The sequence below is a fragment of the Enterococcus sp. DIV0756 genome (genome assembly GCF_051710745.1).
Lineage (GTDB): Bacteria > Bacillota > Bacilli > Lactobacillales > Enterococcaceae > Enterococcus_A.
On record NZ_JBIOLF010000001.1, the window covers coordinates 3,065,504 to 3,090,556 of the forward strand.

28 protein-coding genes are annotated in these 25,053 nt (G+C 40.4%); 10 read left to right on the forward strand and 18 right to left on the reverse strand.

Annotated features, from left to right (window positions below):
• Window positions 1–149: 149 nt before the first annotated feature.
• Complete coding sequence (locus IGI44_RS14745) at window positions 150–968, forward strand: Cof-type HAD-IIB family hydrolase (protein ID WP_438788498.1); 819 nt, start codon at window positions 150–152, stop codon at window positions 966–968.
• 279 nt (window positions 969–1,247) lie between these two features.
• On the opposite strand, the gene IGI44_RS14750 is transcribed toward IGI44_RS14745, so the two are convergent.
• The gene (locus IGI44_RS14750) at window positions 1,248–1,592 is read right to left on the reverse strand and encodes a hypothetical protein (protein ID WP_438788499.1); all 345 of its coding nucleotides are present in this window, start codon (window positions 1,590–1,592) and stop codon (window positions 1,248–1,250) included.
• Between the two features lie 145 nt (window positions 1,593–1,737).
• Between IGI44_RS14750 and IGI44_RS14755 the strand changes: the two genes are divergently transcribed.
• On the forward strand, window positions 1,738–2,700 hold the full coding sequence (locus IGI44_RS14755) for a DUF975 family protein (RefSeq protein WP_438788500.1): 963 nt from the start codon (window positions 1,738–1,740) through the stop codon (window positions 2,698–2,700).
• A 30-nt stretch (window positions 2,701–2,730) separates the two neighbouring features.
• Here IGI44_RS14755 and IGI44_RS14760 read toward each other — a convergent pair whose 3' ends face one another.
• Window positions 2,731–3,333, reverse strand: a complete 603-nt coding sequence (locus IGI44_RS14760; RefSeq protein WP_438788501.1) for a TetR/AcrR family transcriptional regulator — start codon at window positions 3,331–3,333, stop codon at window positions 2,731–2,733.
• Window positions 3,334–3,478: 145 nt separating this feature from the next.
• On the opposite strand from IGI44_RS14760, the gene IGI44_RS14765 reads away from it, so the two are divergent.
• Complete coding sequence (locus IGI44_RS14765; RefSeq protein WP_438788503.1) at window positions 3,479–4,597, forward strand: alpha/beta hydrolase family protein; 1,119 nt, start codon at window positions 3,479–3,481, stop codon at window positions 4,595–4,597.
• A gap of 54 nt (window positions 4,598–4,651) precedes the next feature.
• Here IGI44_RS14765 and IGI44_RS14770 read toward each other — a convergent pair whose 3' ends face one another.
• The 4 genes from IGI44_RS14770 to IGI44_RS14785 all read right to left on the reverse strand — a co-directional run bounded on the left by IGI44_RS14770 (window position 4,652) and on the right by IGI44_RS14785 (window position 8,104).
• Window positions 4,652–5,356 carry a TVP38/TMEM64 family protein gene (locus tag IGI44_RS14770; protein ID WP_438788504.1) on the reverse strand — a complete coding sequence of 235 codons (705 nt, stop codon included), beginning with the start codon at window positions 5,354–5,356 and terminating at the stop codon, window positions 4,652–4,654.
• Entirely contained in the window at window positions 5,356–6,282 is a 927-nt protein-coding gene (locus IGI44_RS14775) for a sulfurtransferase (protein ID WP_438788505.1), read from the reverse strand. The genes IGI44_RS14770 and IGI44_RS14775 overlap by 1 nt, the downstream gene beginning before the upstream one ends.
• Before the next feature lie 326 nt (window positions 6,283–6,608).
• The gene (locus tag IGI44_RS14780) at window positions 6,609–7,043 is read right to left on the reverse strand and encodes a hypothetical protein (protein WP_438788506.1); all 435 of its coding nucleotides are present in this window, start codon (window positions 7,041–7,043) and stop codon (window positions 6,609–6,611) included.
• 17 nt (window positions 7,044–7,060) lie between these two features.
• Window positions 7,061–8,104, reverse strand: a complete 1,044-nt coding sequence (locus IGI44_RS14785) for a hypothetical protein (protein WP_438788508.1) — start codon at window positions 8,102–8,104, stop codon at window positions 7,061–7,063.
• Window positions 8,105–8,498: 394 nt separating this feature from the next.
• Here IGI44_RS14785 and IGI44_RS14790 point away from each other — a divergent pair, with 394 nt between their 5' ends.
• The 5 genes from IGI44_RS14790 to IGI44_RS14810 all read left to right on the forward strand — a co-directional run bounded on the left by IGI44_RS14790 (window position 8,499) and on the right by IGI44_RS14810 (window position 13,616).
• Complete coding sequence (locus tag IGI44_RS14790; RefSeq protein ID WP_438788510.1) at window positions 8,499–9,242, forward strand: LytR/AlgR family response regulator transcription factor; 744 nt, start codon at window positions 8,499–8,501, stop codon at window positions 9,240–9,242.
• Complete coding sequence (locus tag IGI44_RS14795) at window positions 9,185–10,621, forward strand: GHKL domain-containing protein (RefSeq protein WP_438788511.1); 1,437 nt, start codon at window positions 9,185–9,187, stop codon at window positions 10,619–10,621. The genes IGI44_RS14790 and IGI44_RS14795 overlap by 58 nt, the downstream gene beginning before the upstream one ends.
• A complete protein-coding gene (locus IGI44_RS14800; protein ID WP_438788512.1) occupies window positions 10,608–11,765 on the forward strand; it encodes a hypothetical protein in 1,158 nt (385 codons plus the stop codon). The genes IGI44_RS14795 and IGI44_RS14800 overlap by 14 nt, the downstream gene beginning before the upstream one ends.
• 262 nt (window positions 11,766–12,027) lie before the next feature.
• A complete protein-coding gene (locus tag IGI44_RS14805) occupies window positions 12,028–12,876 on the forward strand; it encodes an ABC transporter ATP-binding protein (RefSeq protein ID WP_438788513.1) in 849 nt (282 codons plus the stop codon).
• Complete coding sequence (locus IGI44_RS14810) at window positions 12,873–13,616, forward strand: ABC transporter permease (RefSeq protein WP_438788514.1); 744 nt, start codon at window positions 12,873–12,875, stop codon at window positions 13,614–13,616. Before IGI44_RS14805 ends, IGI44_RS14810 begins: the two co-directional genes overlap by 4 nt.
• Before the next feature lie 104 nt (window positions 13,617–13,720).
• On the opposite strand, the gene IGI44_RS14815 is transcribed toward IGI44_RS14810, so the two are convergent.
• The 7 genes from IGI44_RS14815 to IGI44_RS14845 all read right to left on the reverse strand — a co-directional run bounded on the left by IGI44_RS14815 (window position 13,721) and on the right by IGI44_RS14845 (window position 19,055).
• Window positions 13,721–14,935 (reverse strand): ABC transporter permease, encoded by a 1,215-nt coding sequence (locus IGI44_RS14815; protein WP_438788515.1) that lies wholly within the window; start codon window positions 14,933–14,935, stop codon window positions 13,721–13,723.
• Entirely contained in the window at window positions 14,925–15,611 is a 687-nt protein-coding gene (locus IGI44_RS14820; RefSeq protein WP_438788516.1) for an ABC transporter ATP-binding protein, read from the reverse strand. Before IGI44_RS14820 ends, IGI44_RS14815 begins: the two co-directional genes overlap by 11 nt.
• Window positions 15,608–16,426, reverse strand: a complete 819-nt coding sequence (locus tag IGI44_RS14825) for an efflux RND transporter periplasmic adaptor subunit (RefSeq protein ID WP_438788517.1) — start codon at window positions 16,424–16,426, stop codon at window positions 15,608–15,610. Before IGI44_RS14825 ends, IGI44_RS14820 begins: the two co-directional genes overlap by 4 nt.
• A 233-nt stretch (window positions 16,427–16,659) precedes the next feature.
• Window positions 16,660–17,025 carry a DUF1048 domain-containing protein gene (locus IGI44_RS14830; RefSeq protein ID WP_438788518.1) on the reverse strand — a complete coding sequence of 122 codons (366 nt, stop codon included), beginning with the start codon at window positions 17,023–17,025 and terminating at the stop codon, window positions 16,660–16,662.
• Entirely contained in the window at window positions 17,018–17,350 is a 333-nt protein-coding gene (locus tag IGI44_RS14835; RefSeq protein ID WP_438788519.1) for a PadR family transcriptional regulator, read from the reverse strand. Before IGI44_RS14835 ends, IGI44_RS14830 begins: the two co-directional genes overlap by 8 nt.
• A gap of 26 nt (window positions 17,351–17,376) precedes the next feature.
• Window positions 17,377–18,132, reverse strand: coding sequence for an ABC transporter permease (locus IGI44_RS14840; protein WP_438788520.1), 756 nt, complete (start codon window positions 18,130–18,132; stop codon window positions 17,377–17,379).
• Window positions 18,129–19,055, reverse strand: a complete 927-nt coding sequence (locus tag IGI44_RS14845) for an ATP-binding cassette domain-containing protein (protein WP_438788522.1) — start codon at window positions 19,053–19,055, stop codon at window positions 18,129–18,131. Before IGI44_RS14845 ends, IGI44_RS14840 begins: the two co-directional genes overlap by 4 nt.
• A gap of 189 nt (window positions 19,056–19,244) precedes the next feature.
• Between IGI44_RS14845 and IGI44_RS14850 the strand changes: the two genes are divergently transcribed.
• Together IGI44_RS14850 and IGI44_RS14855 are read left to right on the forward strand one after the other, a co-directional pair.
• A complete protein-coding gene (locus tag IGI44_RS14850; RefSeq protein ID WP_438788523.1) occupies window positions 19,245–19,787 on the forward strand; it encodes a biotin transporter BioY in 543 nt (180 codons plus the stop codon).
• 105 nt (window positions 19,788–19,892) lie between these two features.
• Window positions 19,893–21,050: a macrolide family glycosyltransferase gene (locus IGI44_RS14855; protein WP_438788525.1), complete on the forward strand. Its 1,158-nt coding sequence runs from the start codon at window positions 19,893–19,895 to the stop codon at window positions 21,048–21,050.
• 44 nt (window positions 21,051–21,094) lie between these two features.
• Here the strand turns inward: IGI44_RS14855 and IGI44_RS14860 are convergent, their stop codons facing one another.
• The 5 genes from IGI44_RS14860 to IGI44_RS14880 form a co-directional block, all read right to left on the reverse strand.
• Window positions 21,095–21,367 (reverse strand): Txe/YoeB family addiction module toxin, encoded by a 273-nt coding sequence (locus IGI44_RS14860; RefSeq protein ID WP_438788526.1) that lies wholly within the window; start codon window positions 21,365–21,367, stop codon window positions 21,095–21,097.
• Complete coding sequence (locus IGI44_RS14865) at window positions 21,367–21,630, reverse strand: type II toxin-antitoxin system Phd/YefM family antitoxin (RefSeq protein WP_438788527.1); 264 nt, start codon at window positions 21,628–21,630, stop codon at window positions 21,367–21,369. Before IGI44_RS14865 ends, IGI44_RS14860 begins: the two co-directional genes overlap by 1 nt.
• Before the next feature lie 387 nt (window positions 21,631–22,017).
• Window positions 22,018–22,917, reverse strand: a complete 900-nt coding sequence (locus IGI44_RS14870; protein ID WP_316402409.1) for a ketose-bisphosphate aldolase — start codon at window positions 22,915–22,917, stop codon at window positions 22,018–22,020.
• 23 nt (window positions 22,918–22,940) lie between these two features.
• Window positions 22,941–23,792 (reverse strand): class II fructose-bisphosphate aldolase, encoded by an 852-nt coding sequence (locus IGI44_RS14875; RefSeq protein ID WP_438788529.1) that lies wholly within the window; start codon window positions 23,790–23,792, stop codon window positions 22,941–22,943.
• A gap of 168 nt (window positions 23,793–23,960) precedes the next feature.
• Window positions 23,961–25,046 (reverse strand): PTS fructose transporter subunit IIC, encoded by a 1,086-nt coding sequence (locus IGI44_RS14880; protein ID WP_438788530.1) that lies wholly within the window; start codon window positions 25,044–25,046, stop codon window positions 23,961–23,963.
• Between the last annotated feature and the right edge of the window lie 7 nt (window positions 25,047–25,053).

The following is a 25,053-nucleotide window of genomic DNA, read 5'->3' on the forward strand; positions in this document are numbered from 1 at the left end:
TACAGACGGAAAAAGTGAGAAAAAAATACTTTTCTTTCCTTAAAATGAGAAATGTCTAATTTTAAAGAATGAAGGAGCTGTCCGAGCGTTTGCTCACTAAAGAATTAAGCCCTAGAATGATAGTAGTATATTCGATTGGAGCGATTCTTATGAACCCTAACCCGAACAATATTAAGTTAGTTGCAGTAGATATGGATGGAACCTTTGCGCGAAGTGATTATACCTATGACATCCCCCGATTCAAGGCGGCTTTATCTAGGATGAAAAAGGCAGGCTGCCAATTTGTCGTGGCTAGTGGGAATCAGTATTATCAACTACGTTCTCATTTTCCCGGCTATTATAACGAGCTCAGCTTTATTGCTGAAAATGGGGCTCTAGTAAAAGACAAAGAGGAGCTGGTTTTTTCAGCAAATATTTCGAAAGAGGCGATTACATCCGTTTTAGATTTATGTAAAAAACATCCGGAAGTCCAAAATGTCATGTGCGGTCTCAAGAGTGCCTATTGCCAACGGGGAACTGTAAGTGAAGAATTTTTTGAATTGACGAATATCTATTACCACAAACTGCAATGGGTAGATGATTTCGAACAAGTAGAAGATCAGATATTGAAGTTTGCGCCAACCGTTCCGGTGGAAAAAACTGCGTACTATTGTGATTTATTTCGTGAGAAATTAGCTGAGTTATTGGTGCCTACCAGCAGCGGTCACGGTTCAGTGGATTTAATCATTCCGAATTGTCATAAGGCCTCCGGATTGAAGAAGCTCGTTCAGCGTTGGGGAATCACGCCTAAACAATGTGCCGCTTTTGGTGATGGTGGGAATGACCTTGAGATGCTGGCGTATTGTGGTTTCGGCTACGCGATGGAAAACGCGTCAGATAATGTGAAGGAAGTTGCAGATTATGTCTGCCCTTCAAATGATGATGATGGGGTCCTCGTTACGTTGGATCAGTTGTTTCCAATCGGATAAGTAGGATGCTTCTTAGTTAAAAACTCAACATACTTCTTTAACTACTTTTTGCTGTAGTATCGACATTGAATAAATGAATGTTTAAAATTTTATAAGAAGACATAAACGATCTTTCTGACACTCATTTTCTTGATACCAAGACTTGGGTGTTTTTGTAATGGTCGAACCAGCATTCAAAAGTCACCAACCTAAATGGAGTACTGATAGGATAATTAGCAGTAATCTAATTAGTAACGGCAGACTATGTGCGGATTAATACGACGCTCTCTATTCAACAGATCAATAATCCAACTGCTTCAATCTTAGTTTTATCTCATTATTATTGATAAAATCAATCGTATATAAACGAGCGATATCCTGCTTTAAATTTTCCAATTTCGTATCCTCTTCAAAAAAATTCATTACACGCAGAACACCTTGAGCTATCAGTGTTCCTAATCCTCCAGAGCCTAGCTCAAAGCCTATTTCAGCGGTTTCAGATACTTGACTTTGCTTGATGTCCATCATTAATCCACGAAAATCCCCTTTGATAATGAACTCTTCCTTCTGCTCTTTAACCCTTTGTCTCAGCTCAGCAACATTCGTGACTTCAAGTAGTTCATCATTAGTACGGATATTTGCCAATTTGTCCAGCTCCTCTTTCTTTTTTCTGATGTCATTAGTATAGCACTTATTGAAAACGCTATTTTTAAAAGGCCTGTTGACGAGCCCCTCCTTATCACTGATAATTGTTAGATGGTATTGAACGAAAAAAGAAAAGAGTGAAAAAATGAGATACTGTCCTAATTGCGGTGCGGAGGTCCGCCAAGAAGCGAATTTTTGTCCGTCGTGCGGCTATCATTTGGAACAACAAATAAGACCAGCGGTTGGTCCTCAAACAGAATCAGAAAACAACAAACCCATGTATCAACCTAAAGTAGAAGAACCACTGAAGCTTGAACTGGAAAAAGTAGAAGGCTTAAATATTACTCGCGCTGAAATCAAGAAACAAGTTCAAGAAAAATTATCTGGCAGATATGGCGAATGGGCAAAAACAATTATTTTATTGATTGGTGTAAACTTCTTTGTAGGATTAGTTTTTCAAATTGCCTATGTTCGTTTCTTTACTCACGGGCTTTTGAGTATACTTAGCCCTTATAGCTATTACGACAGTTATGATTACGGGTATGATTATAACTATGGTTATGAATACGGCGCTCCCTATTCATCGGGGCTTTCTCTATTTGTCTGGTTTCTAATAATGATTGCTGCCTTAATTCTGATCTTTTTGATTGGCGCTTTATCGACCGCTGTCTTACAATGGTGTGCGATCCATACCTTAAGAGGCAATCGTGCAGATGGGGTACAAATTTTTGCTTACTTCATCAAGGCACAAAAAAATCGTGTCTTAAAAGCGAATGTGTTAATCGCCGTTTATACCTTCTTTTGGTCGCTGCTGTTCGTTATCCCGGGCATCGTAAAAAGTGCCTCCTACGCCATGACCAACTATTTATTGGAAAAGGATGACAACTTAAATGCCTCAGATACCATCTTATTAAGTCGCCAGATTATGCATGGCTATAAACTAGAATTTTTGATCCTGCGTTTTTCTTTCTTCTTCTGGAATCTCACAGCGATCTTCCAGTTCACGAATTTTTATGTAATGCCTTACCAAAACGTGACCGAAATTCTTTTCCTAGATATGCTCTATGAACATTACATCGAGCAAAACAAAGAAACTTTGGCTGCTTAATAAGCATTAGAAAAAGTCTTGAACTCTCTCTTATGAGAATTCAAGACTTTTTTGGCCTTTCTTAGTCAGATAGGGCTGAACTAACGACGTCAATGTTTCTGATAAGGATAAATTATCAGTGTCATCATAATAAGGCGTAGTTACTTGATACCAAGTATAAGTAAGATACGAAATCGTCGTAACTAGATGTTTATACGCCGAAGCGGATAAATCCTCTCGCATGACGCCATCTTCAACTAATACTTGAAAAATAGTTTGATAAAAATTCTTTAGTCGTTTTCTGAATAGTAGCAGTTCCTCTTTCATACTAGGGAATTCCTCATGAATATTTATGATGTATTCATAGTAGAATCTATTTTTTTCACGAATCTCCTGAATCTCATAAAAAGATTTCAATAAAACACTCATGGCATTTTCCTGCGTAATTTCACTATCAAACACAGCAAAAAATTCTTCATAAAGTTCCTTTTGAATTCGCAAAAGTAAATCCTCTTTTTTAGGAAAATGATAGGTCAAATTGCCGATGGTTGTCCCCGCAGCCTCCGCTATATCTCGCAATGAGACATTTTTATATCCTTCTTGAAAAAATAATTCTTTTGCACTTTCGTAAATAGCCGTTTTTTTGTCTAGCATAAGCACCCTCGATTTTTCTATTTCATTTATCATAAGCGAATCTTGAAAAAAAGTAAAAAAGAAATTGACAACATCTCCAGTACAGTGTACTATTCGTGTATAGTACACTGTACTGGAGAACTAATTTAAAAAGGGAGAGAACAAGATGACAATAAGAAAAAGACCACCCGCACAAGATATTGGTAGAATTTTAGGCGGTAAAATGGCACCAGAAGATTTTATTAAGATGATGAATGTTACTGAGCTCAATTGCGATACATTAGAGAAAATAGGCGAAGATGAAGCAGAAGATTTTGTAACCGTTTGCGAAAGTTTGGGTGATGCAGCTTTTACTTATGCTGAGAAGAATGAACAAGAAGGACACCTAGAAACGGCTAGTGAGTACTACTTCAATGCAAATGCTCTTTATCGATTAGGAGACTATGGCATCAAATCCATTGATGAAGAAAAATATCGCATCTACGGAAAACTTGTTGACAGCTTTAAACGCAGCAAGCAATTAATGGAGAAGCAGGAAGTTCACTATATTGAAATTCCCTTTGAAGGCAAAGAGATGCCCGCTTATTTATTACTGCCTGAAAATGCACCAAAGGATGTTCCCGTAGTCATTTGCGTTGTTGGTGCAACTGGCTTCAAAGAAGAGAATTTCATTATTGCGGAGACCGTCTTTAATCGTGGAGCAGCAGCGATCATATTTGATGGTCCTGGTCAGGGGGAATGCAATTTGAATCGCGAGTTGTATTTGACTGAAAATAATTATGATGATGCCGTTCTAGCGATTGTTAAGTATATAAAAAATCGGTCAGATTTGGGGAATAAAATTGGACTTGCCGGGGTAAGCTTTGGCGGGTATCTAGCAACTAGTGCAGCTTGTCGTTATCCAGAAGAGTTTTCAGGTTTAGTTGTTAGAGGAGGCTGTTCACAGTTGGATCAGTTAACTATGCACAGCTTTGCGGGGATTGATAAATTTTATATGTACAATTTCCTAAATAAATTTAATGTAGAGACCTTAGAAGAAGCTGAAGCGATTTCCCACAAAATGACACTTGATGACGTTCTTAAAAATATCACCTGTCCTGTTTTAGTCCAGCACACAGAAGAAGATCCCGTAATTGGCACAGTAGGAGCAAAAACTATTTATCAGAACTGTTCTAGCAAGGATAAGGAATACTATGAGATTTCCGGCAATGTCCATTGTGGGAATAATGAAGCTCAGAAAACTTGTACCTATGGAATTGATTGGCTCTTGGATCGACTGAAATAAAACGAAAATCGTCTGCACAAAATTGTGCAGACGATTTTCGTTTTATTCACTTGATTATTTATGGGTCTTTGTCTGTCGACTTTGATACATCTGCTTGAAAACATAGATCGCAATAAACAACGCGAACATACTCAACAGGCCAAACAATATTGTCTTGGTACTGCCGGTTAAATTGCTGCCGACATAGGAATAAACAATCGTTGCCGGAAGTTGCCCGATCCCTGTTGCAATCAGAAATGGCAGCGGCTTGATTGCTGTTAAACCAGCTGCATAACTGATAAAGTCAAAAGAAATAAATGGCAACAAACGACAAATGAGAATCGTATGTTTTCCATAGCGATCAAAGTACTCATCTAGCTTGTCCAATGAAAAATTCTTGTTCAAGCGTTCAACGAGATCTCGTCCGGCAATTCGTGCGATATAAAAGCACACCAATGCTCCCGCCATCGCGCTCGTCCATGAAAGCAAGGCGCCTTGCCACCAACCAAAAACTGCAGCATTCGCAAACGTAATCAAGAATGCCGGTAACGGGGCAATGATGGATTGGAACATCATTAGCAGGAACGAGATGACTACCGCCCAAACCCCAAAGGAGCGCAAATATCCCACAATACTTTCTACACTCATAGAACGAAACAGCATCAATACTTGGGTGACCTTCGAACGAATACCCGGAACAAAATAAAAGCCAATCACTGCCAGTAAAATGAACAGGATCAATAAAATCCGAGCAAGCGAACGTTTTTTTATTTTAGACATTATTTTTCTACATCCTCAACTTTTGCCCAACGATAGTATGAACCGTCATAATTTTTTACTTGCTTGAAGCCGCACATCTCCATGACTAGTTCCATATACGCCGAACGAATTCCAGCAGTACAATACGTAACGATCTTGTCATCTTTGGTTAAGCCCGCGTCTTCGAATAGTTTCGTTAGATTTTCATTACTCTTTAGCTTGCCATTTTTTTGGAATAGTTCTGTAAATGGTATATGAATCGCATCAGGCAAGTGTCCACCCTTAGCCTCTCCATATAAAACATCGCCGTCGTATTCTTTCTTTTCTCGAACATCTACAACTTTGTAGTCATCGTAATCCTTTTTCAATTCATCTGTCCGAATAATATGTTCCTGATCAATTGAATCAATTTTAACGTCAACAGGATCTAATTTCGTGCTCTCTATATCTGTTTTAAGTCCTGCTTTTTTCAATGCCGCAAAGCCGCCATCCACCATTTTAACATCCTGATAGCCAGCCGCCAGTAATTCCCAAGCAATCCGGCCATCGTCGCCCCAACCTTTTTGCGCACCGGCAAACAGCACCACTTCTTTGTCCTTCGCGATACCCTTTTCACCTAGACGTTTGCTTAGTTCAGCCGGTTCTAAAACCAATCCCCAGTTTTCATCGCCTGACGCGCCTTCTTCGACAGAAGCCAAATTTTGCCAGCCAATTGCTGTAGCACCCTTGATGGTCCCTTTGTTGGCTTCTTCCTCGCCGCGAGCATCAATCAGAATGATATCATCCATATTTTTCTTAACATACGCTGCATCCACGATGTATTCGCCGGTAAAAGCCGCGGCTTCCTTTTCCGTTGATTTAGCTGTATCGGCTTTGTCATCACCGCCGCCGCATCCAGCTAATCCTAAAGAAACTAGTGCCAACAAACCAATCATTGTTTTTTTCATCATTTTCTCCATTCATTTGTCGTTTTTACCTCAATCTTCCAATCGAAGCCCAGGAATCTCCATCTTCGTTGCAGGGATCATTTAATTAATCCCACAACAAAGAAACATACCCCCGTATGTTTCCAAACGACTTCTTTTGCTGAATGGTTCTCATTCATAGTAAAAGAGCGTCCGCTGGGAAGGAGAACTTTAAATTCACATTCTTAGAGACTCTAAGGCAAAGTGTTACTCATAATCACTGATGAAAATTCAAAATACTCCCTCCCTTCTTTCTCGATTTTGCCCCTAATGAAAGTATATAAAACGCTTTATTGTTTTACAACCAGTCATTTATCAATTGCTCGTAAAATGACCTGCGGCTCTGTAGCTTCTTCCTGTTCTTCCAAGGCTTCAAACCGAAAGTCTTTTAAGACTGTTCCAACTGGATTTTGATCCACTAGAAAGTCGACTTTCTCTACTAGTGAGAACTGCTGCGCCTCCTGTGGTAAAAGCATTTCAAAGGATTGAATTGTTTTTTCTGGTTCCTCTTCTGGATCGCTCTCACTCGAAAACCCAAAGATCACTGTCTCCGTTGTTTCGACAAAAGCTGCAGATAGGACTGTTTTGAAAATCTCCACTCCAGTTTCATCAAAAAGATGCGTAGTCGTCAATCGTTGCAATGCCTGATAGATACCTGTATCCGATTGAGAAGTATCATCCTCTTTGATTCGCCATTTGTGGGTTTGGCCCACACCATTTGTAAACAGTGCCTCAATATCCATTTGCTCCGCTTCCTTCCCTACTTTTTTCCTCTTTTTTTGAGATACTTCGCGACTCGATTTCGAAACTTTTTCTCCTCTTTCTGCTCTTTATTTTTTCCATTTTTTTGTTCTTTTTTAGGATTTCCAGTATCAGAGTCTTTCTGCTTGTTGTCGCTTGAAGATGGAGCGTTTGGTGGTTCTTCTTGCGATAAATCGTGCGCCATAGCACCTTCAGCATTTATCGCTTGCTTCGCCTTTGTCTGACCGGTTGACTCATTCGGATCTCGTCCACTTAAAATACTTTGTTTGACCGCTGGATCTTTGTACTTCCCTTTGTCCGGCACACTCTTGCGGTCTTCAGAACTTTCGATTGACTGCTTCTCCGGTTGGCTATTTTTCATTTTGCCTGATACGTTCTTATCACGTTTTGGCTTTTCAGAAATAGCTTTGTTGGGTTCAGGTTGTTCTTCAATATATTGCAAATCAAGTTTCGTCGCATCTCGATTAAAATCGACGAATTCAGTGAACTTTCTTACCCCATTTGTCTCAAATATAGTCAGCATGGTTAGAATTTTTAAGGCGCCAGAAATTTCTTCACGATTCTTCGTTGGGTGAGCATTCTTCAATGTCCACGTATGTTTGCGCCCATTCGCGCCTTTGAAGATCGCTTTAAGCGTAAACTCATGATCCGCCAAATCATCGGTTCTAGTCGCGTCTTTTTCTTTTAGGTACTCCCTATACAAACAAGCTTCCTCCGTCGCAGAAAGAAAATCAGTATTGTCACGATACAGACGAGCAACAATCGTTTCCCATTCCCGTTGGTCAAAATAGCTTTCAAAAAGCACACTGAAACGCCGCAACGTGTTGTTCGGCGCTGCGTTTAGGAAGAGCTCTTTGATTAACTCCCGACAAGAAAAATCAGTAACGCTTACCGTCAAAGCCTGTCTCACTAAGACCGCGACCACGTACTCAATCGTCAATGAGCTATCCTTTGTCTCCCTGTAAAAATGAATGATTCGTTTTTCAAGATTGCTTCCAAGCATATGGAACAACTGTCTTTTTTCCAAGCGTTTTGTCTGCATACATTTCCACTCCTCGTCCTTTTCAACCCTAATACCATTTATACCGCTTACATTTTTTTCATGATTGAATTTATGATTTAAAAATAACTCTTAACAACGAAAAATGCTAGGCTTTCCGAACCCTTTCGACGTTATTTCCTTAAAAAAATTTGGGTTTAAAACACGTTTTTATGCAATAAAAGGAGCATTGACAGATTTCGAGCCGCTTTAAAGATAACGAAAAAAACGGACTAAAAAGTTGCTTTTGATCAGAAATTTTCGTTTTTTCTTTTAAAATCTATGCAACTTAGTAGACTAAATACTAGCATTAGATGGTCCTTTTTTAATAAACAAAGATTATATTAAAAAAAGAATGTTATAATTGTTTTATCATTTTTTAAAAGGGAGAATCACTATGGTTCCGATTTATATATGTGATGATAACGGACAGACATTAGCCTTTATCAAGAGCACGATCGAACGCTACTTGATGATCAAAGATTACGATATGCACGTGACGTTGGCGACTAGCGATCCAAATACGCTGTTAAATCAACGAACGCAAGAGGATTTACGCAGTATTTATTTTTTAGATGTCGATCTTGCGCACACCGAGTTTGACGGATTTACTTTGGCAAAAGCGCTTAGGAAGATCGATACACGTGGTTTTTTTATTTTTGTGACGACCCATGAAGAATTGATATTTGAAACCTTCAAATATCGCTTGGAGGCTATGAGCTATTTAACGAAGGAAAATCCGGCCCACTTAACAGAACAGATTCAAGAAAATCTGGATGAAATCTACCGCCTGATTTCGCAAGAACGAGGCTCGACGGAAACTTATTACACGATTCAAGCGGGAGAGCGCGTTTATCAACTCCCCCTATCAGAGATTTATTACTTCGAGACATCGGAACGTTCGCATTTTCTTCGCGTTTACGGGAAAGATCGGATCATAGAATTTCGGGGCAATTTGCAAGAAATCGAGGAAGAACTGACACCAGACTTTTGTAAAGTGCATCGTTCTTTTTTGGTGAATCTTGCAAAGATCAAATACGCAGATTATAAAAAGGCAGAGCTTGAAATGATAAATGGTGCAACATGTTTCATTTCAAGGAAAGGAAAACGATTGCTGAAGGAGCGACTAGAGAAGCGGTAACCCAGCAATTTTTGAAAGGTGAGGATCACGTGTTTTGGATGCTTTTGGGGATTAATTTTGCAAATATCAGCACCGCTTTTGTGCTTTTAGCATGGGCAAACAGTTTAATATTCAATAAAGGTTTAGACACGAAAAAGCTGATCATACTAACCTTTGCTATTTGGGGAAGCGCTGCTTTTTTAGGGACCTGTATTACGTATCAGCAGATAGTGACTGCGGGGCATTATGAAAAATGGTTATTATACGTGCAGAATGTTTATAATATAGTTTTTTATTTGATCTATACACACCTACTATTAAAAAAAGTGTTTATTTATCAACGAATGTTTGTCTATGTTTTTACTACTTTACTTATGGCTGCCATAAACTATATGATTTCAGGCTTGTTATATTCATCGGGTTTGGATCAACTGCTTTTGAACCAGTCAGTACTTGTTTCTTCCCTAGCTATTGATGGTAGTACCCTCATATTTACCATATTACTGATTAAATTTTTTGATAAATTTGGTTTATTTCAGCAGTTTGATGAGCTGCTGAAGCATCGAAGAGCGATTTGGCTGATGATCATCGGATTCTTTATTTATGACGCAGTCTTTATTCTGCGTGAAGCTTACGCTGATAAAACAGTCTTTTATTATGGCCTGTTTTATCTCGCCTTGTTTTTCATCGCCAGTTATTTCGCGATCAAGCTGAGTCGCCGCCAGCGCACTCGTCTAGCTCAGGAGCTGTTAACACAACAAGAAATCTATTCACGTCATTTAGAATTGGCGCAAAAAGAATTGCATACGGTACAGCATAATTATCAAGCAATTTTATCTTCTCTCACTAACTATGCAGAAGTTGACGATTCTATAGGAATGTTGAATTTCTTGCAAAAAGAAGTCTTTCAAATCGATCAGTCGGTTGACGAACACATCAAACAAATGAATCAGCTTGTTTTGATCGAGGTTGTGGAGTTAAAGGGATTGGTTTTGAGCAAAATTTTGGAGGCAGAAAAGCGCGGCTGTCGTTTATTGGTCGAAGTCCAAACGCCCATCACACAGATTTCGATGACGATAACCGATCTATTGAGATGTGTGGGCATTTTATTAGACAATGCGATTGAAGCCACTGCTGACGATAGCGAATTGACGTTGATTCTCCTACAAGAAAAGCATTTAACGATAGTGGTAAAAAATTCTTTTGACGGCACACCGGATCTGCAAAAAATTTGGCATGAAAGCTATTCAACGAAAGGTTCAGAGCGTGGATTTGGCTTGAGTAATCTGCGACAGATTGTCAGCGGATATGACAATATTTTGCAGGACACACGAATTGAACAAGATCAGTTCGTGCAGGTGCTGATTATTGAGAAGGAGGCTGCTTATGAATTTGCGTGAGCTTTTAATTGAAAACTTCTGGTCAACACTTACCATCAGTCTCTTACCACTTTATTTCGCTAATACTTTTTCTCACGAAGCCCCAACAAAGAAAAAAATGTTTGGTTGCTTATTCGTCTATACGACGATTTTTTCTATTGGAGCCAGTTTCTTGACGATCAACGATATTCAAAAGTTTCACCACATTGCTCCAATGACAATGATCGTAATGGTACTAGCAGATAGTCTCCTCCAGTTTTTAACGATGTGCATGATTTTTTCACGAACGCGAAAAATCTTACTACTGTTAAGCGTGACATTTTCGTCCGCGCTGTTTCATTTTTGGCAGTGGTTACTTGTTACTATGCTAGAGTTTACTGAACCATTTTTTTATAGTAGTGCAACAGGGGAAGCATTTTACCTATGGCTGATCAATTTCGGCGTAATGATCATTACTTCGTTGGCCTTGATTTATTGGCTGAAGAAAATGAGAGATAGCGAATTGATCACTGGATTGCTACGAGTAAGTGAACACCCGAAGATCGTGATCGCATTATTTATTTTAGAGCAAATAGCAATCATCGGTAGTTATTTTTTATATCGCCTATTGAAAGGAAATGCTATTTGGTTGATCTGCTTGTTTATTCTCTTGTTTCTTCTATGTTTACTGTTTATCACGATCGAAATTCGAGAGTATCATCAGGCGGAACAATTCGCAAAACAATTGGCTGAACAAAAAGCTTACACCTATTATCTGGAGCAGATCCAAAAAGAATTGCGGAAAACGCAACACGATTACAAAAACCTGCTTACGGCGATTTATGCCTACGCCCAAGAGAATGATTCTGTGACGGCGAAAAAGTATATAGAACAAAACGTGACGATCACTCAGCAAAAAATGGCGCACTATTTGGAACGTCTAGACATACTAGGGGAAATTTCTTCGTTGGAATTGCGGAAGCGTTTCTTAGATTTTTTAATGACTGTAGAACAAGCAACTGATGCTGTATCGATTGATCTGCCAAAAGAAATCCTGCCGGAAAAAGATTTTATCAATCTCCAGCGAATTTTGTCGCTTGAAACCGATGGGAAATTTGAACTACATGAAGCAGAAAATACAATGACTTTCTATTATAGGAAAGAGCCTTTAAACGAATTGAGTTAAGAACTGCGAGAAATTGCAGTTCTTTTTTTGCGAGTTCTGCTTTTCACAGTTCATAAAAAATACGAGCGTTGTTCGTAAATCTGAATAAGTTATCGAACGACCTGTATAGCAGAATTGTATCCGAAGTGAGAACCAAACTAATTTAATTAATTCCTCAGCACGAATTAGCTGACCAATCATGACACTTGAACGACATTTTAAGACAAAATCCATTTTACTGCCGATCAGTTTTGTATGATGGACGCAATAAAGGAGTGAAATCATGATGGAATTATTGAAATTAAAGCATATCTCAAAAACGTTTAAAAACATCGAAGCATTGAAGGATATCAGCATGACGATTCGGCGCGGTGAGATTCTGGGATTTTTGGGGCCATCAGGGTCGGGAAAAACAACAACGATCAAGATCGTGACCGGTCAGTTGAAGCAATCGTCAGGCGATGCGCTTATTTTAGGAACGGACACACGAAAAATCAACGAGAAAATCTATGAACAGATTGGGATCGTAACTGATGCTAGCGGGATTTACGAAGAATTCAGCGTTTATGACAATTTATTATTATTCGCGAAGCTATTGAAGGTCGAGCCAAAGGAAATCGATGTGCTATTGAAACGTGTCAATTTGCATGAGCAAAAAAAACAACACGCGGGAAAATTATCGAAAGGACAAAGCCAGCGTTTGATCTTAGCACGGGCAGTTTTGCATAAACCAAAATTGTTATTCTTGGACGAACCAACCTCTGGGCTCGATCCGTCAACCGCGCTTGAGATTCATCGTCTACTGATGGACCTCCGAGATGAAGGCATGGGCATATTTTTGACGACTCACAATATGGAGGAGGCGACAAAATTGTGTGATCAGGTCGCATTGCTGAATGAAGGACACATCGTGGAATTTGGTGCGCCGCAGGATATTTGTCTGCGCTACAACGAAAACAAAAAATACCGTATCTTATTAAACAACAACGAACGCATCACGTTGAATCACTGTCCAGCAAGTGCAGCGAAAATTCAAGATTGGCTGGTGGAAGACAAGATCGAAGCCATCCATTCTTGCGAGCCAACCTTGGAAAGCGTCTTTTTAACAGTGACTGGGAGGGGATTACAATGATTATCTCAATTTCAAAAATAAGCGCATTGACGCAATTCAAAGTCAAAGAGTTATTCAAAAACAAAACATTTCTTGTGAGTGTATTAATGGTGCCGGCTTTTATCATTTTGTATCGTTATGGATTTTCCAGCATGATGAAAGGTGACGGTCGCGAGATGTTGCTATCCTTAATCTTGCGGATGGGCACGCTGTTTTCAACAGTCATGGTGAGTTTGATGATGCCAGCAACATTGCTGGCAAAAGACAAGGAAAAGAATACGTTGCGGACATTGATGACTTCATCGGTAACAGGGATTGATTATTTCATTAGCTGCATCCTGCCAATTCTCTTAGTAACGATTGTCTTGAATTTGTTTGTACTAATTGTCAGCGGTGTCTCATTAGCTACCAGCGCATTGATTCAGTTTTTCCTAGCCACAACACTATCTGCAGTCGCTGCTAGTATTCTAGGCATGATTGTTGGGATTTTTTCGAAAAATCAAATGGCCGCTTCTAATAATATGGTAGGCTTGATGATGGTGCTGATGATGGTACCCTTGTTTTCTGACATGATCGATATTTTTGAAAAAATCAATAACTTTATTTTCACGGGGATCGTTGCAAAAATGGTTACTGGTTTTGCCACTGGAAACAACCAGCCATTGAAGATGATTGACTGGCTGGTAATGATTGCCAGCTGCGTGATTTTTATGATACTATTTTTAGTCGTTTATCGCCGTAATGGTTTTGAAAAAGAATAAGACGTCGAAATTAATCATTAAATTCTTCATGAGTTTAGATTTTCATAGCCAAAAATGGCCAGTGACAGAACGATAAAATCATTCTGTCACTGGCTTTCTATTTATTAACGCAACAATGAAACAATATCTTTCTTCGCCGCACTTTTCGCTGGCAACCAGCTAAAGACAATCCCGATCACAACTGATAACCCAAAGGCCAGCGTCACCGTAAACAGATCTGGCCGTACAGACAACGGAGTGAACATACTGATGGCAAATCCCAGAAGCATCGCAATCAAATACCCGATCGTTCCACCGACTAAAGTCAACGAAATCCCTTCTAGCAAGAATTGCATCATGATGTTGCCCTTTGTGCCGCCCATTGCTCGGCGGACACCGATTTCTTTGGTCCGTTCGGAGACAGAGATGTAAATCATGTTCATGACCCCGATACCTGAGATGAAGAGGGAGATACCGCCGATCACTGAGATTAACAAGGTAATACTTGTTAACAGCATCCGTAATTGATCGACCTGTCCAGCCAAATCCTCGGTCTTATAACTTCCCAGTTCTTTCCAAGTCCCATATTTTTTTAAGGTTTCTTCGGCTTCCTTCGAAACATTTTTTACATTGGCTGTTTGCTTCATTTTTACCTGAATCATGCTGCGATCTTCTGAATTGAAATAGTTTTCGAAGACATTTTCAGGCACCTCTGCCACCACATAATCCTCCTGTGTTGACACAATCGAACCTGCATTGCGATCGGCCATGATGCCGACTACTTCAAACAAATGACCGCCGATCTTGACACTTTGCCCCACTAATGAAGCCGGTTCTTCCTTTTGAATCGCTTTAGCCGCTGTTTGATCAATCACGACAACTGGATTTTCATTGTAATAATCGCTGGATTGAAGCGGACGACCATACAAGACATCACTGCCTTTATTCTTCAATAATTTAAAGCAATTCCAACGACCGTCATTACCGACATCATCAAAGGTTTGATCCGCGTACTTGATGCCATTGCGGGAATTGTCATAATAGCTCACCGATTGCACCCCAGGGATGCTCTCGATCTTACTAATATCCTCTTCAGTAAACGCATCTAGGCCATTTTCATAGAAATCCCCATTTTTCGGCGTATAGGTATAACCGACACTGCCGTCAAATTGATCCAAGCCAATAAATTCAGACGCGTAATTTTCAAAAGCACGACCAATTGAAAAGACGGTGATTACCGCGGAAACTCCGATGATCAAACCAATCATGGTCAAAAAACTCCGCCGCTTATTCTTTCCAATTGCTCTGAAAGAGGTTTTCCATACTTCACTAAACCGCATGTGCAACACCTTCTTCCAGGATTTCGCCATCCTTTACTGTAATGATCCGCTGACAATAAGCAGCGGCATCTGGATCGTGAGTCACCATCAAAATTGTGACCTTCTCCTCTTCATTCAACCGTTTAAATAATTGCATAATCTCTTCAGAAGTATGGCTGTCTAATGCGCCCGTTGGTTCATCCGCCACGATAAATTTAGGATTGCCGACGATGGCACGAGCGATCGCTACTCGCTGCTGCTGACCACCAGAAAGCTGCTTCGGTAATTTATTGTATTTATCCGCGATCCCGACTTTTCGCAAAGCCTCCATCACCAACGGCTTGGTTTGTTTTTGCTTCATCCCGCCATATAACAGCGGCAACGCCACATTTTCCATCACCGTATTATTATCGATCAACTGGAAGGCTTGAAATACAAAGCCTACTGATTTATTCCGCAAAGCCGAGAGCTTCTCATCATTGAACCGGTACGCATCCTCCCCTTCAAAACGATAGCTGCCTTCAAAATCACCATCTAAAAAGCTGATCGTATTGATCAGCGTTGATTTTCCTGAGCCGGATGGCCCCATTACCGCAACAAACTCGTGCTCTTCAATCGTCAGACTAATATCCTTTAAGACATGGATGCGTTCCTGATCTGCTGTATACAATTTGTTGATATTCTCCATCACGATCATTCAACGGTCACATCCATCCCATCCTTGATGCCTTTTGCATCTTTGATAATTTTGTCATTTTCATTCAAGCCTTCACGCAAAATATAATAGCCATTGCCTTTTTCAACAGAGAGCGCTTGCTTCTTGGCTTTTCCTTTAACAACTGTATAAGCAACATGTTCCCCATCTTTTTCCGCTACGCTCTTAAGCGGTAAATGAATCTCATTGCGCGGGATCAATAATTCAACCGAGTAACCGACAGGAATCGCTTCATCAGGAACTGCTGTAAAGTTATAGGTCACTAAACTATTTGTATCTTCTTTCGTTGGTTCATTGTTCATTTCCGCTAAAGATATCACCTTGCCTTTGACCGTTTTTTCATTATTTGCATACTTAATCTCAATCGGTTCATTCAAGGTAACCTTCGAACGATCATATTCTGTTACGGTTCCTTTGATCGCAGATTCTTCGCTCTTCAAGACCATCAAAGCTTGCTGCGGATCATTTTTTGCATCTTCATTTAAAGCCGTTACCACTGAATCGTTCGCTGCTCGAATCACTTCACCCCAACGATACGTCACCAAAATCTGATCCTTCGTCACATGGTCGCCTTCACTTACATGAATCGTTTGAACGGGTCCTTTTTCTGAATTGACTAGAACCGTTTGTTTCTTCGTTGATTGTACCTGCCCTTTTAAATGCAGCGGTGTTTGCTTGCTGACTTGATACATCTCCACTGCGGTATCATCTTTTGCATTTGCCTGGGTATTTTGATAGAGAAAAAAGCCAGCCCCCGCCGCCACTAACACGCCGATACCAATAATTATTTTTTTCATTCTTTACTCCATTCCTTCCATTCCAAAATTCGCGTACTTGTTGATTACTCTTTAAATTTTAGAGGAAAGATCGGATCGAGACTTCCAACGAAAGTACAAAATCAAAATAAGACTTTAGACCGAAGAACGTTTGTTTTTTTAATGGATGGAGTACTAGCAAGGAACTCGTTGACGCTAAGGACTTATTCCATAGTAAAAAGCATCATCAGAATTCCTTCCAACGATGCTCTCATTTATTTTTCCTTATTGATCTCTTTAGCGACCCGTTCATTCATTTTACGTTTCAGTTCATTAATTCGCGTTTTTGCTTGGATCTCGTGGAGCATGTTTTCTGCGAACTCGCCGACATCTTCACCGACTAATTCTAACACTGGAACATGATTGCTGGCACCTTCTTGGAAGAATGCCAACAACTCGTACATTGGCGTCAGCATGTCCATGCCATCACCTGCCGTAAATTCCCACAAAAATTTTTGCACTTCTTTATAAACAACTTGATAGTCATGAGGTAAATGTTTTACTTCGGCCATATGTTCATTGTATTCTACTTTATCGATACGCATTTGTTTGAAGTAGTTAAATAGATTCTTTTCAGCCATTGTCCTTGCTTCCTTTCAATTTATCAATCTGACCGGAAATGAAGGCCCAACGCTGCCAAAACAAATCCAGCTCTTTTCTGCCATCGTCATTTAATGAATAAAACTTCCGCATCGGACCAAGTGTCGATTTTTTCTTTGTAACGGTCACTAATTTTTTCTTTTCTAGTCTTAACAAAACGGTATAAACCGTTCCCTCAACAATATCTTCAAAGCCATATTTTTGTAAATTATTCGTGATTTCATAGCCATAGGTTTCGTGTTGATTGATGATCTCCAAGATCATCCCTTCAAGCACGCCCTTCAGCATCCCTGTAATCCCGTTCACTATTATCATCCTTCCCAGCTGCTGCGCTAACGTAATTTTTTCCGATAGACATATATAGATAATACTTGGAAAATCACAATTGCGCCAATACTCCATGCCAGTGCTATCCAGATATCTGAGGGGATTCTGCCATCAGTCAAGATTGACCGTAACGAATTAATGATTGGCGTCATTGGTTGATGATCCGCAAATCCGCGCAAAACCTTGGGCAGCGTCTCAGTTGGAACAAAACCTGAGCTAATAAATAATAGACCAATCAGCAAATAAGAAAAGGCGATCGCTGTTTCATTATTCTTCGCGATCAATCCAAAGAGGACGGCGATCCAAGAAAGTGCGTAAGTCACAACCAGTAAAAGCAGCAGCCCTACAGCCCAATCCAAGACATCTGCCTTTGGGCGAAATCCAATTAGAATACTGCTGATCAGAACAATCAGCGCGGAGATAAAATTGAAAATGACACTGGTCATCACGTGACTATTCAAAATCGCGGACTTTGCGATCGGCATCGAATGGAACCGTTCAAAAATACCATTTTGGACGTCGGTATTTAATCGAAAAGCCGTGTAACCGACACCGCTGGCAACAGTAAACAACAAAATTGCTGGCACGATAAAGCCTTTATACGTTTCTTGCGGAATCGTCATCGCTCCGCCGAAAATATAGATAAAGGCCAGCATCAACATGATCGGCATCAGGACCACGGTCATGATCGTATCCACGCTGCGGGTCATATGTTTCATCATCCGGCCGGTCAATACCATCGTATCTGCAAATACGTTCATTTTTCTCTCTCCCCTCGGTTTTCGACAATCATAAAGAAGACATCATCTAATGACGATTGTTTTTGAGTAAAGGTTAAAATTTCAATCTTCGCCGCTTGTAACTGATTCAAAACCGTTGTGATTCGTTCAACTTCATTATTAGTCACAACGTTCAAAGCCAATAATTCCTTGTTCATTTTTCCGCCGACAAGCTGTTCCGCTGCTTCCAAGGTTTCCTCGTCCGCAAAGGTCAATTCCAAGGTCTCCTTTGGTAAATGCTTCTTCACTTCAGCGATGCTTCCCTGCAACGCAATTTTTCCACGATTCAAAATCGCTACAGTATCAGCTAATTGCTCCGCTTCCTCCAAATACTGCGTAGTTAGAAAAATCGTCACCCCCGCTTTTTTCAGTGAACGAATCATTTGCCACAGAACTGCCCGCGCCTGTGGATCTAATCCAGTCGTTGGTTCATCCAAGAAAAGGATCTTAGGCGGATCAATCAAACTCATCGCCAAATCAAGTTTTCGCCGCATTCCGCCAGAATACGTTTGCGTCGGTCGATCCGCTGCTTCATGCAAATCAAACTCTTTTAGCAGCGCATCAGCCTTTTCTGTATAATTTTTCATATGACGAAGCTTTGCGATCAAAACTAAATTTTCCCGTCCCGTTAATACCTCATCTACCGCAGCGAATTGTCCTGTTAAGCTAAATTCCTTTTGAACGTTTAATGACTGCTCCAAAACATTCATTCCATCGATCGTAATGTAGCCATTATCCGGTTTCAGCAAAGTGGTCATCATTTTGACTGTTGTTGTTTTTCCAGAACCATTCGTTCCCAATAAAGCAAAAATACTTCCCTTTGATACACTAAAACTAATTCTATCTAAAACCTTGTGCTCAGAAAAAGATTTTTCCAGTTCAACAACGTTAATTGCTTTCTGCATTCTACTCACTCCTTATTCATTCCTCAGTACTTTGTAATATTAAGTACAGGTATAATGTATAACTATGTACTGGATTTGTCAACTACTTTGTTCTACTAAGTACTAAAAATTTTCCTTTACATCTGGTTAATCCTCTATTATACTTTCGTTAACCAATCAAAATTATATAGTTAACGAAAGAGTGAGTGTATGAAATTAAGCAGTCGAGAAATAGTTTTAGCCGGATTATTTGCAGCAGTCATTAGTATTTTAGCCCAATTCACTATTCCTTTTGGCCCGATTCCATTAACCTTACAGACCTTTGCTGTTGGGTTTGTGGTAACTATTTTAGGAAAAAAAACCGGTTCTATCGCCGTAGCGATCTATCTATTGATGGGTATGATTGGTTTACCTGTGTTAGCAGGCGGATCAGCGGGGATCGCTCATTATTTCGGACCGACCGGGGGCTTTTTAGTTGGATTTATTTTTCAAGCCTATGTTACTGGTCTGATTTTAGAAAAATTAACCTTCAATTATTTTTGGTCAATCACCGCTAATTTAGTTGGGGCTTTTATTACTCTGTTCTTCGGTTCGCTTTGGCTGAAATTTAGCGGAAGTTTACCATGGGATACCGCTTTTTCTGCCGGAATGATTCCCTTTATTCTGCCAGGTGCAATCAAAGCTGTTGCAGCTGGGTATCTGGGTGTTTTGCTTGGCAGAAGATTACCCTTTACGAAATTGGTGTATCGTTAAGTTTCCAATTCTGGAAACTTTTTTTCTTGACTTATTAATCAGGGTACCGTATTATATCAATTCGTAAGGTACCCTTAACAAAAGCTATGAAAGAAGCGAATACCTATGACAAAAGTTTTATTTTTAAATGTGACTACCCACGGACATGTAAATCCCTCGCTAGGTTTAGTCAATGAATTAAGCCATCGTGGCGTGGAGATTGTTTATTTTTCAAATGAAGAATTCCGCGAAAAAATCGAAGCGGCAGGAGCTGTCTATCGTCCTTATCATTATGATTTAAATATTTTTAAAAATGGCTTTGATGTGCTGTTGGATCACGGGTTAGATATCATGCAGGACGTCTTGCAACAAATTGAGGGCGAAACCTTCGATGCGGTCATCCACTCCATCGCGATGCCCTTCAGTAAACAGATCGCCGAGTACTTACACTTACCAGCAGTGTCCATGTTGGCAGTCTTTATGGGAATGAGCGATTTCACGCAACCCAACAAAACACCCTTAGCCGGAAAGTTTAAAACGCTGAATGATACCTATCTGTTGGAAGCAAAAAAAATCGAGCAGACACTTTCAGTTCAGATGCCTACCCGCTTTTTTGATTTGATTTTTAATATTGAACCGTTGAATCTTGTCTTCACCTCTGACTATTTCTTACCAGAAAGTGATCGCGAACTCTTCGATAACAAATACCTTTTAGTCGGCGCCGATTTCTATCAACGCCTAGAAGATACTACAGACTTTCCGATCGAACGTTTGCAGAGTGCCAAAAATGTCTTGTACATTTCCTTTGGCACGATCTTTGGTGATTATGCGAAGGATATCTATCAAAAAGTCTTTGAGGCGTTTGGCAATTCCGATTATCTAGTTGTAATGGCCGCCCATCACGTTGGTTTGGAAAAGCTGACTGTTCCTGATAATTTCATCGTGAAGGACTATATTCCACAAAATGAAGTCTTAAAATACGCCGATGTCGCCATCACCCATAACAAACTAAACAGTATGAACGATTTGATCTTAAATGAAGTCCCCTTCGTTTCATTACCAATGGGCTCCGATCAACCCGCCCTTGCTGATCGTTTAGTCGAGTTGAACGCAGGCATCCGTTTAGATTATCAACATGTGGATAGTGATGAATTAAAAGACGCTGTGGAAAAAGTGCAAGTCGAACCTGAATATTTAAACAATTTGAAAGCCATTAAACAGTCTTTCCTTGATGCAGGAGGGTATAAAAAAGCGGCGGATGCGATTTACGATTATCTAGTCTAAACAAACACCCGCAGTCTCTCTACTTACGAAAGACTGCGGGTGTTTTACTCATAATGTGACCATGCTGAATAAATCTCAACGATTTTATTTTTTTCATCAATTTTATAAACGACTCTATGTTGTCGATTTAATCGTCTAGAATAGCGACCTTCACTTTTTGGGACTAGCTTCTCAAACGATTGCGTTGGGGAATAAGGATCATTTTTTAACGTCTCTACCACTAGCATAAATTGATCTTTCAAATTTGACTGTTTAATTTTCTTTAGATCAGCTTTAGCCGAATTTTTGATCTCTACTCGATATTCTCCCTTTTCCATTACAAGTTATCCCAGTCAATCTCATCAATATCGGTAAATCCAGATTCGTCTTTTTCACGCTCTTTAATAACATCTAGCGTTCCTGTCTGTTCAAGATACAAGGTCTCTTGAATCGCTCTCCAATCTGACAAGCCAATCAATACAGCATTGTTTTCACTCTTATCACTAATGATTTCTATCTCTCTGTGATTCACATTCACTTCTTTTAATAGCTTGTAGAAGTTTTGACGGGCAGTGCTGGGATTTACTGTCGTTTCAGCCATCTCTTATCCCTCCTCTGTTGTTATCACAATCATGATAACGTACGGAATTAAGTACGTCAATTTCGCTGATTAAACTTTATGCTTATTATAATAATTAAGGCCCTTTTTGGACTATTCGACAGACATTTTCCGAGCAATTTTATCCAGACACATGAGGACGTTTAATAAGTGGTCAGCGTCAAGAGATAAGAAGGTAATTCCAAAAATTGCCAAGAAACACAGGAACACAACATTGGAACTGACGTTGGATGGTACCTACTCGGTGCTGTCCAAATTTTTGTGAAATTTCGGCTTATTTCCATAGATGCTACTTATAAGTCGCCGTTTATTCGTGAAAAGAAGCTGACCCGAAAGTCTAAAAGACTTTCGGGTCAGCTCCATCTCTGTTTAGTTTTGCTCCTGTCTCCAAGGCTGCACATTATCTTTACGATACACCGCTGCTTGCCCAATCGAGTTGAACAATTCCATTTTTTGCTTCACAACGGCTTTGGCTGCATCAATACATTCAGGATAGATCGCATTTGGGTCCCATAATTCAGTGGTTGAAAGAATCTCACGACATTTCTTATAGAAAGCATATTTGTAGTCAGATGAGATATTGACCTTTTGAATCCCAATTTGTACCGCTTTGGCGATCTCTTCATCTGGATTGGCTGATCCGCCATGAAGCACCAATGGAATATCGACTCTGCTCTTGATGTCTTCCAGTACATCCATCTTCAATTCCGGCTTGATGTCTTTTGGATAAATTCCATGAGCCGTACCGATTGCCACTGCCAAGGTATCGATTCCGGTTTTTTCAATAAATTCTTCCGCATCCTCTGGTTTTGTGTAGATAACCTCGGATACGCCGCCTTCAACAGAAGTTCCCGTATTCCCGATTGTGCCTAATTCACCTTCTACAGAAACACCGATCTTATGACAAACATCAACGACTTCCTTCGTGATAGCGATATTTTCTTCAAATGGTAGTAATGAACCGTCGATCATCACTGAACTGAATCCACAGTGGACAGCCCGCATGATGCTGGCTAAGTTATCCCCATGATCCATGTGGATAACGAATGGTACCGAACTATTTTTAGCACGTGATACCGCATATTGGAAAAATTCATCTTTGGTAAAATCCAATTCGGTTGGATGAACCGCGATGATCGCTGGCGCATCATTTTCTTCTGCTGCTTCAATGACCACCCGTAAGAAATTACTGTCTGCGACGTTAAAGGCTCCTACGGCGAATTTATTTTCTTTTGCGACTTCTAGCATTTGCTTCATATTGATTAACATTTGACTTTGTCTCCATTCTCATTTTAAGATTTATTTTTTGAACCCGAAAGTTCGATGTACCGTTTCACCACTTCTTTTCCGGCTGCCATCGTTTGATGAACAAGCGTCGGATAATCCACCTCAGGATTTTCTGCTAATTGCTTTTGAACTTCGGCTTTTTGCGCCTTCATAAAATCGGAACCTACGTTTATTTTATTGATCCCTAATTCGATCGAACGCAGGATATTTTTCTCACCCGCGCCTGATCCGCCATGTAACACTAACGGGAGGTTCGTCGCCGTTTTGATTTTTTCGACGATATCAAACCGAAAATCCGGCACATAACCTTCTGGATAATCTCCGTGACTAGAACCATAGGACAGTGCCAAACAATCAACGCCTGTCTCATTGATAAAACGAATCGCATCATCAGGATCGGTGTACATCTCATCATTGGTAAAATGATCGCCGGCTACGGCACCCATGTCGCCAACTTCAGCTTCAACACTGGCATTGTATACCTGCGCCAGTTCCACCATCGCTTTCGTGATTCGAATATTTTCTTCTAGCGGGTACATGGAAGCATCCATCATGACACTGGAAAAACCTTCATGCAGACACTGCTTTACAAACGCGACATCCTGTCCATGATCCAGATTGATCGCCACTTCGACTTTGGCATTGTTTGCCATCCGAATAATCGGTTGTGTTAAATAGCGAATATCCAAATGCTCTTTTAAATGATCCTGCAATAAATCGACAATAATTGGCGAGCGCATTTCCTCCGCCGCTTCGATCACGGCTTTGGCTGTTTCCAAATTGAAGCAATTGATCGCCATTACGGCATAGTTCTCACGATTGGCCTTTTGCAGCATTTCTTTCATCGAAACATACATGTGACAAAACTCCTTTTTCATACTAAAGAATTAATTTTTCTCTGAAAAATTAGTTCGATTTTCAAGCCGTATACCATTCCACTAGGTTCATTACCTGTGATTCTGTGTTGCTGTTGATTTAAGTTTTTTCAACGAATCTAACTGCGAAAAGTGGAACTGACACCCTTCCTACGAAATCTTGATCGAAGAAAAATCGACTTCTTCCTCTTCTTCATCGTCTTTGATGTCATTTTCAACAGGCTCTTTCTTCAAGGCGAACAACAGAATACCAGTAATCGCGGAACCAATTAACAAGGCTAACGTGAATTTCAACGGATCAGTCATCGCGGGAATAATGAAGACTCCACCTGAAGGAACTGGTGACCCAACGCCCCATGACATGCTCAAACCGCCGCCGATCGCTGCACCAACTGTACAAGAGAAGATCACTCGTAACGGATCAACTGCCGCGATTGGAATGACGCCCTCTGTGATCATACAAAGTCCCATTGGGAAAGCAATCTTGATATTGTCTTCCTCTTCTTTAGAATATTTGCGTTTGCGGACAATCTTAGATAGGACCCAAGAAATCGTTACACCAAATGGCGGTACCATGGAAGCCAATACTTTCACTGCTTCTGGTCCCTGCACGCCTTCTAGTAGCAAGCCATCGGCAAATAGTGAAGCAACCTTGTTGACTGGACCACCGAAGTCAAAGGCCGCCATTCCGCCAACGATCGATCCAAATAAGAATTTACCCGACCCCTGCAAGCCTTCCAAGAATTCTGTCAGAGCTTCTGTTGCCCAAACAATTGGCAACCCGATGACAAAGAACATCAATAATCCAATGATCAATGTAGATAAGAGCGGTACGATCATCATCGGCATCAAACCTTGCGCCCATTTCGGAACCTTTAGATTTTTCACTAAGAATAGTACGAAGAAACCAACCAAGTAACCGCCGAGCATCCCGCCTAAGAAACCAGCACCGATGGCATTCGCGATCAACCCCATAAACAAACCAGGTCCGATACCAGGACGATCCGCAATTGAATACGCGATAGCGGCAGCGATAACGGGTGCCAACAGTCCCATCCCCAACACGCCAAGTGAAACCAAAGCGTCTGGAACCGAATAGGCTGCCTTGTAATCCTCAATCACTCCGCCACCTGTCAAATTCCCAATTGCGATCAACAACCCTGCTGTAACAACAACCGGTAACATGTACGAGATTGCCGTCAGAGCATGCTTTTTCAATTGAAGCTGCTTAAACATTTAGTTC